The sequence below is a fragment of the Maribacter aurantiacus genome (genome assembly GCF_005780245.1).
GTDB lineage: Bacteria > Bacteroidota > Bacteroidia > Flavobacteriales > Flavobacteriaceae > Maribacter > Maribacter flavus.
Genome location: NZ_VBUK01000013.1, coordinates 1 through 14,726, shown reverse-complemented (window position 1 = coordinate 14,726; position 14,726 = coordinate 1). Strand labels below are relative to the sequence as shown.

Sequence of the window (14,726 nt, the reverse complement as noted above, 5' to 3'; positions counted from 1 at the left end):
AGTTATTTAGTTTTCTTGGTTTTTAATAAGCTTTCTATAAGACTGCCATAGTTGGACGTGAACAGGGTGGCCATTTCCATGATAAGTTTGGCCATGGCCACATCGTTCATCACTTTTTGACGTAGCTCTGGAGGGACATCCTTAAGGTCTCCCTGCATTCTCTTAAACGGATTTTGATCCTGTTCAAACATTAGGGCAATGCATTATATGCTTCTATTACTTTGGCCTTGGCTCTCTTTAATCTCATTTTTACGGCACTCGTACCCAGTTCCAGGGTGGACTCCAATTCTTTGATGGAAACACCGTCCTGATATTTAAGCATCAGGATGGTCTTGTCCTCACCGGGTATCATTTCCAATGCTTTTTTCAATTTCTCCACCTGCAACTCCAATAAATGCTCGTCCGTTACTTCTTGGGACAATCTATATTCCTCATCACCAATATCATTGGAGCGATCGCTTATTTTCCTTCCCTTGTCCCTGTTCACATAATTAACGCAAAAATTGTACGTGAAAGAATACAGCCAGGTTGAAAATTTTGAGTTCCCCTTGAAGGAGGCCAACTTCACGAATACCATCAAAAAAACGTCCTGTGTTAGGTCTTCCGCCTCCTTTTGTGATTTTGCAAATCCATAACACTTATTGAACACCATTTTGGCATAACGATCATAAAGGACCCCGAACATCATAGAATCCTTCTTCGCCACTATTTCCTTCACCAGATCTTCATCGGTGATGTCCTTGTATGGATCATTGGCACCCAATTCCTTATTGAATTGATTGCCCACAATGATTAGACACAGTTTGCGTAAGAAGGTCACCTTCAGAAAATTATTATGCAAAACAAAAATAGGTTAAAGTTTCTGTTATTGAAGTGGTTTAACCTTTTTGAATTGAAGCGAATCCCGATAGCTATCGGGAGAAAGCACTGTGCCCAGATGAAGGCTTTTTGAGCTTCATAGCTGGGCTACGAAGTGAGAAAAAGACGAAATATGGGTGCAATTGTGCAATTTTTTAGCCAATTTGAAAAAGTTTAAACCACTTCATTGTACCTTGTTACCTAAATGATACCCACCATGAAAAAATGCTTATTTGTGCCGATGCTCTTTTTGGTTTTATTTGGAAGTTGCAAGAACGACGAGAAAAAGCAAGAAGAAACCATTGAAAAAGAAAGAACCGTATTGGAGAAAATAGCCGATGCCAATGGCTACGAAAATTGGAAAAATATAGAGCGTATCAAATTCACGTTCAATGTGGATAGGGATTCGTCCCATTTTGAACGCACGTGGCAATGGCATCCAAAAACCAACGATGTCGTTTTTATGACCCATGAGGATACGCTCCGATACAACCGTACGAAAATGGACAGTGTGATAGCAAAAACCGATGCCGGTTTCATCAACGACAAATACTGGATGTTGGCCCCCTACCAATTGGTCTGGGACCGGAATAGCTTTCAATACACGCATACCGACTCTGTACAGGCGCCCATGAGCAAGGACACCATGCAACAACTGACCATTGTGTACGGAAACGAAGGTGGCTACACCCCCGGGGATGCCTATGACTTTTATTTTGGGGACGATTATATCATTAGGGAATGGGTCTTTAGAAGAGGCAACCAAGAGGAACCCAATATGATAACCAGTTGGGAGGACTACAAAAAAATGGATGGCCTCAACATCGCCACCATGCACAAAATGGGGGAAGGCAATTTCCAATTGTACTTCACAGGTATTGAAGTGGAGTAAACACAATTACCATTGAAATATGGGAACATGGGAAAATACCTACTGCTAACTTTTTGTTTTTATGGGGTGCTTATGTACGGCCAATCTGAAGTTGGTGCGATCATAATGGATACCGATGAAAAAGTTCCCTTGGAATTCGTGCATGTATTCAACAGGAAACATAGTACCATTAGCAATACGGATGGCAGGTTCCTATTGAAAACTTCACTGGATACGGTCCTATTCTTTAGAAACGGATACGAAAAAAAAGCGCTTTCATTAAAAGCCCTCAAGGATACCATTTACCTAGAAAAGAAGGTAGTGGCCTTGGACGAGGTGGTGGTGACCAACGCCAAGACCATTCTTCAGAGGATCAGGGATTCCATCAATTCCAATTATTTATTGACCCCGCATACGGAAACGTTTTTCATCCGGGCCTTGCTCCGTAAAAACGACACTTTGGTTCGGCTACAGGATATGACAGGTACGCTACTGCGTAAAACCTCCATTTACGGCAATGGCCTGGAAATGGAAAAAAAGGATTACGAGGTTGAGCTGGCGGAAATGCGGCAATTGGGAATCATTAGGGACGTGTACGGAGTTTACTTTGAGCTTCCCTCGCTGTACAACATTTTTGGCGAATTTATGCGGTTGAACGCCATGGGTCCGGAGTTCGACGTTATTGAAAAGCCCTATGAGAATAGTGAGGAGATACGGGTCGAATTTAATTCGCTTCCAACGGAGGATGGCAGTAGTGCAAAGGGTCACTACATTATAAATGAGGAGGATAATGCCATCTTATCTTTTGAATTATTTGTCAAAGGGGCTCAAAAGAACTCTAAAACAGATTTGGAGAAATATACCCATCTTTTAAAAGCTAGTTCCTTCATGTACTTTAAGGAAGATGTGGAACGAGGGCTGTACTATTTACACAGGGCAAAACGAACAATTTCCCTAGAAGTGAAAACGGAAAAACATCCCGCACCGGACGTTTATGAAGTAGAAATTACCTTATACACCCCGGATAGTTTTGGCAATGAAAAGGTGAAAAGCAATGTCAACGAGCATAAGGACATCTTCAAGTTAAAACATCCATACAATGAAGCCTATTGGCAAGAACAGTCCTGGCTTCCTTTAACGGAGGAAATCAAGGAGTTTATAGAGACTATTGGAGAGGCAGATTTCGGGTTAAAGACAAAAGGTAACATGAACTAAGGCTATCGGACCAACCAAATTTTCCCTTACCCCCTCCTCTTTTTAAGGATTGCCGTCGCACCCAATATAAACATAGCCACACCCAACAGTACTATAAAACTTGTTTTGAGGGAATAATTGTCCGCCAGAAAACCCAAAATAGGCGGCGCGCATAGAAACCCGGAATAGCCTGCCCCGGCGATAAACGAAACCCCCTTGGAGGAATCCACGCCCTTGACGTTTCCGCCGATTCGAAAGAGCTCCGGAACCATGGCCGAAAAACCTAGCCCACAAATGGCAAATCCCACGATGGCCAGATAGGTGGAAGTGGTCAGAACCAATACATAACCGATAATACTCATCAACGTACCCAAGGCTACCATTTTTACGGACCCGATACTCGCGCTGACCCCGTCACCCAGAAATCGACCCAAGGTCATCGTTACTTGAAACCCTAAAAAACCCGCGCCCCACAAGGCTTCAGGGGCCAAACTGACTTCCTTTAGGTAGAGTCCGCTCCAATCCACAATGGCACCCTCGCTTCCCATGGCGATAAAGGAAATAAGCCCTAACAAAAGCAACGGTTTAAAAAGTTTCAGGCTAAATGTTTCCTTTTCAATAGTCGCCGCAATCTCGTTCACGAAGTTTTTGTGGAATATGAAATTAACGATGAATACAAGCGCAATAGCCATTCCCATATGCAATACCGGATTGTCCAAGGGACCGATCAAAAAGCTGCCCAATCCGGCCAAAACTCCGCCCAGACTAAAAAAACCGTGGGAGGCCGACATGAATTTGGCGTTATCCTTTTTCTCCAGTTCGGTCACTAGGGTATTCATGGAGATATCCGTAAACCCGTTGGAAGCCCCGAACAAGAATAGACTGCCCATCAACGCGTAGTAACTTGGGCTCAGAATTGGAAGGATAGCGGTACAACAACTGATCAGCACCCCATACCAAGTGGCCTTTCCTACCCCAATCCGATTAATAATTGACGAAGCAAAAGGGAATACGATAAATACGCCTAAGGACAGGCAAAAAATAGCGATTCCTAACTGGGACTTGTCAATCCCAAGATTTTCCTTTACGGTTGGAATGTAAATGGCCCAAGTACCAAAAAGGATGTTGATACTTGCAAAAACCCATGAGGGTCCAAAATATCGGGCATTGGAAAAAATCAATCCGAGCGATTTCATCTTACTTATCGAGTGTTTTTTAAGATACCCTCCTTGAGTATCTGTCCAAATTGGTGCATATCCTCATACGAACAATAAAATGGGGCCGGTGCCAAACGGATCACATTCGGCTCGCGCCAATCCACGATTACCCCGTTTTGCATCAGATAATCGAACAAGGCCCTTCCCTGGCCGTGCAAGAAAACGGAAAGTTGACAGCCCCTATCCTTTGGAGTGATGATTTCAAAACTACTGTCCACTTCGGCATCGATTTGCTTCAACACGAATTCCAAGTACCCCGTAAGCGTTTTCTGTTTTTCGATGAGGGCGGGCATTCCTACCTCCTCAAAAAGTTCCAAGGATGCCAAATAGGGTGCCATGGACAATACGGGAGGATTGCTCACTTGCCATGCGTCCGCATTGGGCATGGGTTCAAAGTGGGGCTTCATTAAGAAGCGTTCTTCTTTTTTGGTTCCCCACCAGCCCTCGAACCTGGGGATATCCTTTTGATCCAAATGACGTTCATGTACAAATATGCCCGATGCATTTCCCGGCCCGCTGTTCATATACTTATAACTGCACCACGCGGCAAAATCGGCATTCCAGTCATGTAATTTAAGCTCCACATTTCCAACGGCATGCGCCAAATCCCAACCAACATTGGCACCTACTTTTTTTCCGGCCTTGGTAATCGCTTCCATATCCATCACCTGCCCGTTGTAATAATTCACCCCTCCAATGAGCACCAAGGCCAACTGGTCCCCTACTTCATCGATCTTGGCCAGAATATCCTCGGTCCGCCAAAAATGTTCGCCTTCGCGCTTTTTTACCTCTACAATGGCATCCTCGGCATCAAAACCATGAAAGCGCACCTGACTTTGTAGCATGTATTGATCGCTGGGGAAAGCCTTTTCCTCACAGAGTATTTTAAATCGGTTTTTTGTTGGGGTATAGAACGATACCATGAGAAAGTGTAGGTTTACGCTCAAGGTGTTCATAACCGTGACCTCTTCGGGTCTTGCGCCTACAACTTTTGCCAACGGCGGAATCAAACGTTCGTGATAGTCCCACCAAGGTTTTTCGGCATAGAAATGACCCTCCACGCCCAACTCGGCCCAATCCGTCATAATTTCGTCCACAAAAGCTTTTGCCCGTTTAGGCTGAAGCCCAAGGGAATTTCCCGTAAAATAAATTACCTCTTGGCCATTTACTTTTGGGTAAACGAACTCCTTACGGTACTTCGCCAACACATCCTTTTTATCCAATTCCTGGGCAAACCCCAAGGTATTTTGAAATTCCATAGGTCAATTTTATCCGATGAACTACCTTGGGGCAAGCCCACAAGGCATTAAACCACTTTCTTAAAAGAAACAACATTATTAGGTTTCGACGCAAGCATCGTAGTACTTAATCTCGATTATCAAGTAAAAATAGGGATATACGAACAAAGAAAAACTATGGTTTAGGTCCGATTTCAGGTTTTGGCCTCCGTAACCAATCGCATCTCAATGATGTGTCTTTTGAAACCCACTTTTTCATAGGCCGATAAGGCCGGTTCATTATCGTCATAGACGGTTAACCTGATTTCGGTAAGGCCCTTGGACAACACCCAACTTTTGAGTCCCTCGATGATTTTTCCGTTGATACCTTTGCCTCTAAATTCGGGAAGCGTATACATAAAACCCAAATAACCATAATGCGTATGGTCCAAATAATGGCGGGCCTCCTTGATAAGGGCGTATCCGCTTGCAACAACTTGCGTTCCGGAACGGGCGACAAGCACTTGGGCAGTATCGGAAGTTATCAGTTCCGAAAGATCGTAATAATTGACCTTGCCCTTTCGTATGGTAGGGTCCATGGGACGTTCCGCCAAAATGATTTCCTGTTCGAATTTCAAAAGTATGGGCAGGTCCTTTAGTACCGCTTCGCGAATTTCAATTCCGTTATCCATCTTACCGATTTACAAGGTTTAAAAATAATGCTTAAAAAGCTATTTTTGTAAAAAGAAAACCATGCATTTTTTATCGCAGGTTCTGGAAGATTACTTGACCGAACACTCCCAGGAAGAACCCCAAATCCTACAAGAATTGACCCGTGAGACCCACCTAAAGGTCATACAACCCAGAATGTTGACGGGCCGTTTTCAGGGAAGGGTGTTAAGCGTGCTTTCCAAAATAATAAATCCCCAATACATCCTAGAAATAGGCACCTATACCGGGTATTCCGCCATCTGTCTGGCCGAAGGGCTTCGGGAGAATGGCGAGTTACATACCATAGACATCAATCCGGAACTAGAGGAAATGCAGCGCACCTATTTCAATAAAAGCGGTTTTGGAGAACGTATTTACCAACATGTGGGCGATGCCTTGGAAATCATTCCTAAGTTGGACCATACCTTTGATTTGGTATTCATTGACGCCGAGAAAAAGCAGTACGACAACTATTTGGAAGCGGTGTTGCCCAAAACAAGATCCGGCAGTGTCATTCTATCGGACAACGTACTTTGGTCCGGTAAAGTTGTTGAGCCACTTAAAAAGTGGGATAAGGCTACCAAGGTTCTTTTGGACTACAACGCAAAACTGAGCAATCACCCAAAATTGGATACCGTATTACTGCCCATTAGGGACGGTCTAACGGTAAGTAGGGTGAAATAAGCAACACGTACAATTTGTGAAAAAGTAACGCCGATAGTATTCCGAAGAAAGCCCCTACAAGAACATCCGATGGATAATGCACGCCCAGATAGATTCTGCTGTACAGGAATAAAATCGGCCACAAATAAAAAACATAGCTCCACCTAAAACGTGTTCGAAGAATAGCATATACAAAAGTGGTTACGGAAAAGGATATGGCGGCATGGGCCGAAAAAAAGCCGTAGCTCGAGGGATTTGCCAATACCCGAATCCATGGTTTTAAGTATGCATCATTATTGGGGCGTAGCCGTTCCACAACCACTTTTGTAAGGTTGGTACAGGTCTCCATAAAAAACACCAAAATTCCGAGCACCAATAACAGTACCAAGGCTTCCTTCCAAGGTCTTGACTTGAAAATCAGAATAAGAAAAAGGATAAAAAGGGGTATCCAGGTTGGATATTTTGTGATGGTCCGCCAAAAACTATCAAAGGAGGTTGACCCTAAATTATTGAGGAATATCAGTATTTCTTGGTCCCATTGCAGCAATTGGTCCCACATAGACGCGGCTACTTTCTTTTTACGGTTCCGGAAACGTCGCCTATTTTCTTACCGACCTCGCCAAACTCCTTCTTTATGTCCTTGGTAATGCCGGTGTCGATACTTTTTTTGACATCGTTAATGTCCTTTTGGATATCCGTAATGACGCTGGTATCTATTCCTTGTTTATCCGCACTGCGTTGGATCTCCCTTTTGATATCATCCGTGGCGTCCCTAAGCTGTCGCATACCCTTGCCCAATCCCTTGGCAATGCCAGGAATCTTATCGGCTCCAAAAACCATCACCACAATGAACAGGATGAAGAATATTTCGGCACCACTAATGAATAAAAAATATGTTGAAATCATAGTACAAATATAATCAAGTTTGGATGCGCAATAAAAAAGCCCTGTTAAAGAACAGGGCTTTTTTTCAAAATTCTAGTGGATTATTTTCCCTTGATATTTTCCTTGAACTGATCAAAGTCGTTTTGTTCTTCTTTTTTCGGCCAGGAATTGTTGGTGGTATCTATATCCGCCGTTTCCATTTTTGGGTCTACCACGATACCTGTCAGTTCGGTGGATGAAGAGACAACAATGCTCACCTCGTCATCGTTCTTTCTCCATATTTCCGCCGGATAGGTAATGTTTTTCGTTGTCCCGTCCGCATAGGTATATTCTACGATCAGCGGCATGGGGATTCCTCCCGGCTTGTCATACGTAATTTCGTAAAAATACTTTGGCTCCTTTACGGCCGCCCTTTCTTCGGCGGTCATATTGTCCATCATAAACTCCTTGAGGGTCTGGGAACTTTCTGAAGGGGATTTTCCTTTTAGGTTCGGGTCAAAGTCCTCGCTGTCCTCTTCGGCCAAATATACCAAGGGTGGCAGATCTGCTTCCGTCATATTACGGGCCGCCAAATATTCCTGCATTTTCTCGGTGGGCTTGTCCGTCACGTAGTATTTCTTGATACCCTTAACCCCTATGTCCACATAATCCGTGGTATAGAACCATCCTCTCCAAAAATAATCCAAGTCCACGGCTGAGGCATCTTCCATGGTCCTAAAGAAATCCTCTGGGGTTGGGTGCTTGAACATCCATCTTTGGGCGTAGGTCTTGAAAGCATGGTCGAACAATTCCCTTCCCATCACGGTTTCCCTTAGGATATTCAAGGCCGTTGCCGGTTTGGCATAGGCATTTGGACCCAACTGGTATACGTTTTCCGGGTTGGACATGATGGGCGAAATGGTACTTTGGTCCCCGCTCATGTAGGGAACGATCTTCGCCGGGTCGCCCCTTCTAGAAGGATATTTATCGTTGGGGGCAATGGCTTCGGGGTAGGCTTCGCCAAATTCCTGCTCCGCCATATATTGCATGAAGGTATCCAGACCTTCGTCCATCCAGCCCCACTGGCGCTCATCGGAATTAACGATCATGGGGAAGAAATTATGGCCTACCTCGTGAATAATAACGCTCATCATTCCGTATTTCACCCTATCCGAATAGGTACCGTCCTCATTGGGCCTACCGTAGTTCCAACAAATCATGGGGTATTCCATTCCCTGATTCTTTGCGTGCACGGAGATGGCCTTGGGATACGGATAATCAAAGGTATGTGCGGAATAGGACCTTAAGGTATGGGCAACCACCTTGGTGGAGTATTCCTCCCACAATGGGTTCCCTTCCTTAGGGTACATGGATACCGCCATTACGTCCCTGTTTCCGATCTTTACCGCTTGCATGTCCAGAATGAACTTTCGGGAGGTGGCAAATGCAAAGTCACGCACATTTTCGGCCTTCAATTTCCAGGTCTTCGTTTTATTGGAAAACCCTTTTTCGGCAGCTTCCACTTCTTCCTGTGTTACGATAATCACAGGCTTGTCGTAGGATTTGGTCGCCTTCTCGTACCGCTGCATCATTTCCTTCGTATAGACCTCCTTGCGATTTTGAAGTACTCCCGTACCGTCCAGAATATGGTCTGCGGGCACGGTAATATCTACCTCGTAATTTCCGAAAGTTAGGGCGAACTCACCACTACCCCAGAACTGATGGTTCTGCCATCCCTCTACATCACTGTATACGGCCATTCTTGGGAAGAACTGGGCAATGACATAGGCGCGGTTGCCATCCTTGGGGAAATATTCATAGCCGGAACGCGCACGGTTTACGGTATGATCGGGAATGTTGTAGTTCCATTTAATGGAAAAGGTATATTGCTCCCCACTCTTTAATGGTGTTGGAATATCCACGCGCATCATCGTAAAATTGATGGTATAGGGCAACGCCTTGCCGGATGCGTCCTTTACATAGTCGATATTAAAGCCACCGTCAAAGGGTTCTCCCATATATTGGGAAGCAAAGGCGCTGGGCTGTTCGGCCAGGGGAACTCCCCCACCGTTTCGCAAAGGTGCCTTGGAATCCTTGGCACGCACGTTCTGATCCAATTGCAACCAAAGGTACTCAAGGTCATCTGGGGAGTTGTTGGTATAGGTGATGGTCTCTTCACCATAGATTTTGGCATTCTTATCGTCCAAGGTAATGTCCATTACATAATCCGCCTGTTGCTGATAGTAATCCGGACCCGGAGCACCCGAAGCCGAACGATAGTTATTTGGGGTTGCAAATTCCTCATACAGTTGCTTGAACTTGCTTTGGTTGTAGTGGCCCGGCTCCCTTTTCTGTTGCTCGGTTTCCTGTGCGAAGGAAACGGCGCCCATCAAAAACAAAAGCGAGGCAAAAGTGTACTTGAATAATCTCATTTTAGTGTTCATTTTAATGCGCGGGAAATTAAAGTTTTTTAAAGAATTTCTTAACATACGTTACAAATTTAACATTCCTTTAGTATCGGATTTTATGAGGACGAAACTCTTCTTTTGACCGTTGATCTTGAAGTGGACCACGTTCTGTTGATCGTCGAACAAATCCGTAAGGATTTCATTGGTTATGGCAATGGTAGAAACTTCAGGGAGGTTTATTTTGGGTACCTCTATGTAACAGATGACCATATCCGTATCGTATTTCTTGCCCAAAAAGGTATACTCCACTTTTTTGCCGTCAATTTCAAAGATGAATTTGGAGCGAAGGTACTTCTCCAAATACTCCCGGTCCATCTCGGATTCAGCTGCCGTACCCAACTGTGCATCGATACCATAACGCTCTTTTAGAACAGCGTTCATATCGTCCAAAAAAACACGGGTAATGACCTGAAGGGCATTGTCCTTTTCAGAATACCCCACATTGGTGACGCTAATATAGAATTTATGGGCCGCCGTAAAGGCCAGCAAGGGCAGGATAAAAAGAAACAGTCCTTTTTTCAGGTTCTTCTCTTTTCTTGCTTTTTTTATTAGGTCAATAGCTTTATACTTAAACATTTCCTTTTGTAGTGGTATTGGACTTACTATAACAAATCCCTCGATGAGGGTTTCACATTTTTATTGCATTTGAGCAAAGGACATGCCAAAAAGGCGCTAATCCAAATCATTGTTCTTTCGGTAGACCAAACTTCTTCGCTCAAGATATTCCCAAATCCGAATCAGGTCATGGCTATCCACTACCGATTGAAAAGCGGAATCCACTTCACAAAAATAAAAAAAGTCATCCGTCCGATCCTTGGGAATCTTTAGTTCCGTTTGGTAGAGGGAATCCGCATAAAACTCCCGTACACGTCCGGTACGGCTGTACAGATTATCGCGCGCTACACGTTTTTTGAGCATTTTGGTCCTTCCGGAAATTCCATTCAAAATAGGGTTTAAAGGTATACCTATGCTTCCCGAGGTGGCCTCATACAATTCCCGCTCAGCCTTGGTAGGAACTTTTACGTAAGCGTTTGGCAGTCCCAAGGTGGAAGCGGTTACTACAGGCTCCGTATTCAAAATTTTCAGGTCCTTGGAAATATCCCCGGATAGGTTATATGGGGTAACGACCACCTCGTCCAATTCTTCCAAGGCCTCGTCCAAGGGCACTTCTATATTGGTACTGCCAAAAATAGCGGGCGTGATTACAATTTGTTTTTTCTTGAACTGTACGGCCGAAAAGACCAAGGTATCGTTCACACGCACCGGGATGCTAAAAAAACCATTGATATCCGTGATACTGGCCTTTTGGGTGCTGATGTTCAACACGTGCGTGGCGGCGACATCACCATCCCTGCTGGTAACCCTACCTTCCAAATTTTTGGTTTCCCCGGTTTGTGAAAAAACGAGCACCGGAAAAATGAATACTAAAAGGAACTCACTCCTCATTCAAGGTCTCTCGGAAAGATTTACTGAGATTCACCAGGGAATCGATCAATTGAAATTCGTTCTCCTTGCGCAAGAGGGACCGTGCGGGTAATTTTTGGTCGCAATAGGTCAAAAAGGGTTCGATCTGACTCTGTTGCAATTGCAGGTCCTCCATAAAAAAACGATTGTCATAGATCCTGCGGAGCACATCGCTCACCGCTACCTGCGGGCCTTCATCGGGCGCATCTGCCTTGGCCTTGAAGATGGCCTTAAAGATGTTCACAAAGTTAAGTCCGTCCTGCATTCCACGGTCCGTTTGGGAAAGGGCGATATTTTCAACTTCCGTGCCCCTGTCAATTTCATACTCCACCTCTTTGAACTCCTCGTTCCGCAATTGCAAAAAGCGCTCCTCGTCTTCGGGGGTTACGACCACTTCGTCCAATTCCGTAATTTTTTCGTTTACGGTTACGATAATCCTATTTTTTTCCAGAATCTCCGGCGTGATCTTTACGATTTGGTACTGATAATTCACGGCCGTAAACACCAACTCGTCACCTTCCTTCACCCGAATGGCAAACTCACCGTCCTCATCCGTTTCCGTGGCCTCCTCACTGGTAGAGTTGATTACATATTCATTGGGCACGTCCACATTTTTATACAAAACGTGTCCGTAGATAATTCTTCTCCCATCATCCTGGGCATAGGACAAAAAGGTGAAAAGACACAAAAGCGAAGCTAGTAAGTTCTTGGCCATAGTATAATCGTATGAACTCGTCAAAGATAAACAAGTCCTGTTTAGTGCTCATAAATTACGTACATGTGCACATTTTAAAAAAAATCCAACAAATAAACTTTTGTTAATTTATTGGGTCTGAGAAAAGGTTCCATATGCCGAAGTCCGCCATGATATGACAAATAGCTTTCGTTAACATATTTTACGGGCTTTTTCCAAGATAGTTTATCTGGGTTTCCTTGGAAAGCATCTAAAACGCCCAACCCATGCATTCTATTAATAAGTTCACTTAAACCGAATTAATGTACCTTTTATCCGTACGGGCTATCTTTTTAACTATAAAAAAAGGTTTGGCCTAGAGATAATCCTATTTTTGTTTTTCCACTATTTTCAAGTCAAATAGCGCTATATGAAACGTCTCAGTATACTATCCCTTGTTTTGTCAATGGTTGCCTCCGTTGCCATGGCACAGATAAAAATTGGCGACAACCCACAGACCCTAGACCCGAGCTCCTTGTTGGAACTGGAAAGCAATTCCAGGGTCTTGGTCATTTCCAAGGTAAGCACGGCCCAGATGGAGGCCATTGCCCCACAGCGCGGGGGTATGGTCTACAATACGGATACGGAATGTGTCCATTATTTCAATGGTGCCCAATGGGTAAACCTATGCGATGCCGTAAGCTTTACCATTACGAACGACCCCATTGAAAACCTTAGAAGTACCATTGCCATTACCCAGACCCAGGGCAACTATAACCTGGAAGTGGCTACCAACAGTATACGCACGGAACAAATTGCCGATGGTGGTATTAATGGCGTGGATATACAGGATAACTCCATTGGAAGGAACAAACTGGGAGATGCGGCCGTAGGCCCGGATGAACTGGCAACGGAATCCGTGGATTCTGATGCGATCATAGACGGGACCATTCTGCCCCGTGATATTGGGTCCAGCGTTCCCAACCACGTACTCGCCACCGATATCAACGGGACTGTATTGTGGCAGGACCAAAACGACCTTTTTGAGCTGAGTTTTGACAAGGATACCAATACCTTGGCCATTGTGCCCTCGACGGGCTTAGGGAGCAATAGTATCAATTTGGAAGCTTTGGTAGGGTCGGATGATCAAACCTTAACACTAACGCCGGATAACCGTTTGCAGATTGAAAATGGTAATGAAATCGATTTGAGTTTTTTTAACAATGCCGGTACGGACAACCAGACTCTGAGCCTTACAGGTAATGTATTGGCAATTACGGGAGGAAACACCGTTAGTTTGGTAGATTATGTAAATACCGATAACCAGCAATTAAGTATTACTGGAAATCGTATTGAACTGACCGATGGCGGTTTTGTGGACCTACCTCCCGGAACCGTAGATACCGATGAACAGGATTTAAGTTTGGCCGGAACTATCCTCAATATTTCTAGAGGTACTGGAGTGGATTTAGCTCCAATTTTGGGAGATACCAATACGGACAATCAAGATTTAAGTCTTACTGGAAATACCTTGAATATAACTGGTGGAACAGGAATTGACCTTACCCCGATATTAGGAGGAACGAATACTGATGAGCAGGATTTAAGTTTGGCAGGTACTACCCTCAATATTACTAACGGTACAGGAGTAGACTTGGCCCCTATTTTAGGTGATGCCAATACTGATAATCAAAACTTAAGCCTCACAGGGAATACATTAAATATAACGGGAGGAACAGGGGTTGACCTTACACCAATTCTTGGAGGAACACAAAATGCAACACAAGTACCCTTTACGCCAACAGGTAATACTATTAGCGATAATGTCCAAGCTGCCATAGTAGAATTACAATCTGAAATAGATGGTATTTCAGCCGGAGGTACTGCAAATCCAAATGATGAACTGATAACCAGTTTTGCCCTTAACGGTACTGGTTTGGATATTGCAGAAGGAGCCAATGCTTTACCTACGGTTGATTTGGATGGAACTTTTGTTACAGAAGCAGAACTAACAAACGCAATCGCAGTTTCGGAGACTGCCGACGGGGACAGAAGTGCCACAAACGAAATACAAGATTTAGACCTTACGACCGACATACTTACTATTACGAACAACGGGGCAGCAACGCCGATTGACCTCAGTCCTTACTTGGACAATACCGACGCACAGACCGCAACTCTGGTCCCAGTGGCCACAACACCCGCAAACTATACCGCTGGCGCTGCCAACGTCGAGGCGCATCTTGTAGGTATCGACGCCGCACTTGCCGGTGGTTTTACCGACACCGACGACCAGAACATCGATGAGTTCCAAATCAGCGGGGCGAACATTCTCAGTATCTCCCTGGCAGATGACGGAGCGCCACCGAGCACAGTAAACCTTACTCCCTATCTGGACAATACCGACGCACAGACCGCAACTCTGGTCCCAGTGGCCGCAACACCCGCGAACTATACCGCTGGCGCTGCCAACGTCGAGGCGCATCTTGTAGGTATCGACGCCGCACTTGCCGGTGGTTTTACCGA

General features: G+C 44.7%; 15 protein-coding genes. 4 read left to right on the top strand and 11 right to left on the bottom strand.

Annotated features, from left to right (window positions below; all coding sequences use genetic code 11):
* Window positions 1-2: 2 nt before the first annotated feature.
* A complete protein-coding gene (locus FEK29_RS16190; protein WP_138259486.1) occupies window positions 3-191 on the bottom strand; it encodes a hypothetical protein in 189 nt (62 codons plus the stop codon).
* Window positions 191-841 (bottom strand): RNA polymerase sigma factor, encoded by a 651-nt coding sequence (locus FEK29_RS16185; RefSeq protein WP_240042771.1) that lies wholly within the window; start codon window positions 839-841, stop codon window positions 191-193. Before FEK29_RS16185 ends, FEK29_RS16190 begins: the two co-directional genes overlap by 1 nt.
* 234 nt (window positions 842-1,075) lie before the next feature.
* Between FEK29_RS16185 and FEK29_RS16180 the strand changes: the two genes are divergently transcribed.
* Both FEK29_RS16180 and FEK29_RS16175 read left to right on the top strand, forming a co-directional pair.
* On the top strand, window positions 1,076-1,750 hold the full coding sequence (locus FEK29_RS16180) for a hypothetical protein (protein ID WP_138259485.1): 675 nt from the start codon (window positions 1,076-1,078) through the stop codon (window positions 1,748-1,750).
* Window positions 1,751-1,777: 27 nt separating this feature from the next.
* The gene (locus tag FEK29_RS16175) at window positions 1,778-2,944 is read left to right on the top strand and encodes a hypothetical protein (protein ID WP_138259484.1); all 1,167 of its coding nucleotides are present in this window, start codon (window positions 1,778-1,780) and stop codon (window positions 2,942-2,944) included.
* Between the two features lie 26 nt (window positions 2,945-2,970).
* Here the strand turns inward: FEK29_RS16175 and FEK29_RS16170 are convergent, their stop codons facing one another.
* From FEK29_RS16170 to FEK29_RS16160, 3 genes are all read right to left on the bottom strand, one after another.
* Window positions 2,971-4,119 carry an MFS transporter gene (locus FEK29_RS16170; protein WP_138259483.1) on the bottom strand — a complete coding sequence of 383 codons (1,149 nt, stop codon included), beginning with the start codon at window positions 4,117-4,119 and terminating at the stop codon, window positions 2,971-2,973.
* Window positions 4,120-4,124: 5 nt separating this feature from the next.
* Window positions 4,125-5,399, bottom strand: coding sequence for a kynureninase (kynU, locus tag FEK29_RS16165; protein WP_138259482.1), 1,275 nt, complete (start codon window positions 5,397-5,399; stop codon window positions 4,125-4,127).
* A gap of 173 nt (window positions 5,400-5,572) precedes the next feature.
* Complete coding sequence (locus FEK29_RS16160; protein ID WP_138259481.1) at window positions 5,573-6,049, bottom strand: GNAT family N-acetyltransferase; 477 nt, start codon at window positions 6,047-6,049, stop codon at window positions 5,573-5,575.
* A 61-nt stretch (window positions 6,050-6,110) separates the two neighbouring features.
* Here FEK29_RS16160 and FEK29_RS16155 point away from each other — a divergent pair, with 61 nt between their 5' ends.
* A complete protein-coding gene (locus tag FEK29_RS16155) occupies window positions 6,111-6,752 on the top strand; it encodes an O-methyltransferase (RefSeq protein WP_138259480.1) in 642 nt (213 codons plus the stop codon).
* On the opposite strand, the gene FEK29_RS16150 is transcribed toward FEK29_RS16155, so the two are convergent.
* From FEK29_RS16150 to FEK29_RS16125, 6 genes are all read right to left on the bottom strand, one after another.
* A complete protein-coding gene (locus FEK29_RS16150) occupies window positions 6,718-7,290 on the bottom strand; it encodes a phosphatase PAP2 family protein (protein WP_138259479.1) in 573 nt (190 codons plus the stop codon). The genes FEK29_RS16155 and FEK29_RS16150 overlap by 35 nt on opposite strands.
* An 8-nt stretch (window positions 7,291-7,298) precedes the next feature.
* Complete coding sequence (locus FEK29_RS16145; protein ID WP_138259478.1) at window positions 7,299-7,637, bottom strand: Sec-independent protein translocase subunit TatA/TatB; 339 nt, start codon at window positions 7,635-7,637, stop codon at window positions 7,299-7,301.
* 80 nt (window positions 7,638-7,717) lie between these two features.
* On the bottom strand, window positions 7,718-10,027 hold the full coding sequence (locus FEK29_RS16140; protein ID WP_138259477.1) for a M1 family metallopeptidase: 2,310 nt from the start codon (window positions 10,025-10,027) through the stop codon (window positions 7,718-7,720).
* A 60-nt stretch (window positions 10,028-10,087) separates the two neighbouring features.
* On the bottom strand, window positions 10,088-10,639 hold the full coding sequence (locus FEK29_RS16135) for a DUF6702 family protein (RefSeq protein ID WP_138259476.1): 552 nt from the start codon (window positions 10,637-10,639) through the stop codon (window positions 10,088-10,090).
* Between the two features lie 96 nt (window positions 10,640-10,735).
* Entirely contained in the window at window positions 10,736-11,509 is a 774-nt protein-coding gene (locus tag FEK29_RS16130; RefSeq protein ID WP_138259475.1) for a carboxypeptidase-like regulatory domain-containing protein, read from the bottom strand.
* On the bottom strand, window positions 11,499-12,242 hold the full coding sequence (locus FEK29_RS16125; RefSeq protein WP_138259474.1) for a carboxypeptidase-like regulatory domain-containing protein: 744 nt from the start codon (window positions 12,240-12,242) through the stop codon (window positions 11,499-11,501). The genes FEK29_RS16130 and FEK29_RS16125 overlap by 11 nt, the downstream gene beginning before the upstream one ends.
* Window positions 12,243-12,630: 388 nt before the next feature.
* Here FEK29_RS16125 and FEK29_RS16120 point away from each other — a divergent pair.
* Window positions 12,631-14,726: hypothetical protein (locus FEK29_RS16120; protein ID WP_138259473.1), on the top strand; the 2,096-nt coding region annotated here is incomplete at its 3' end.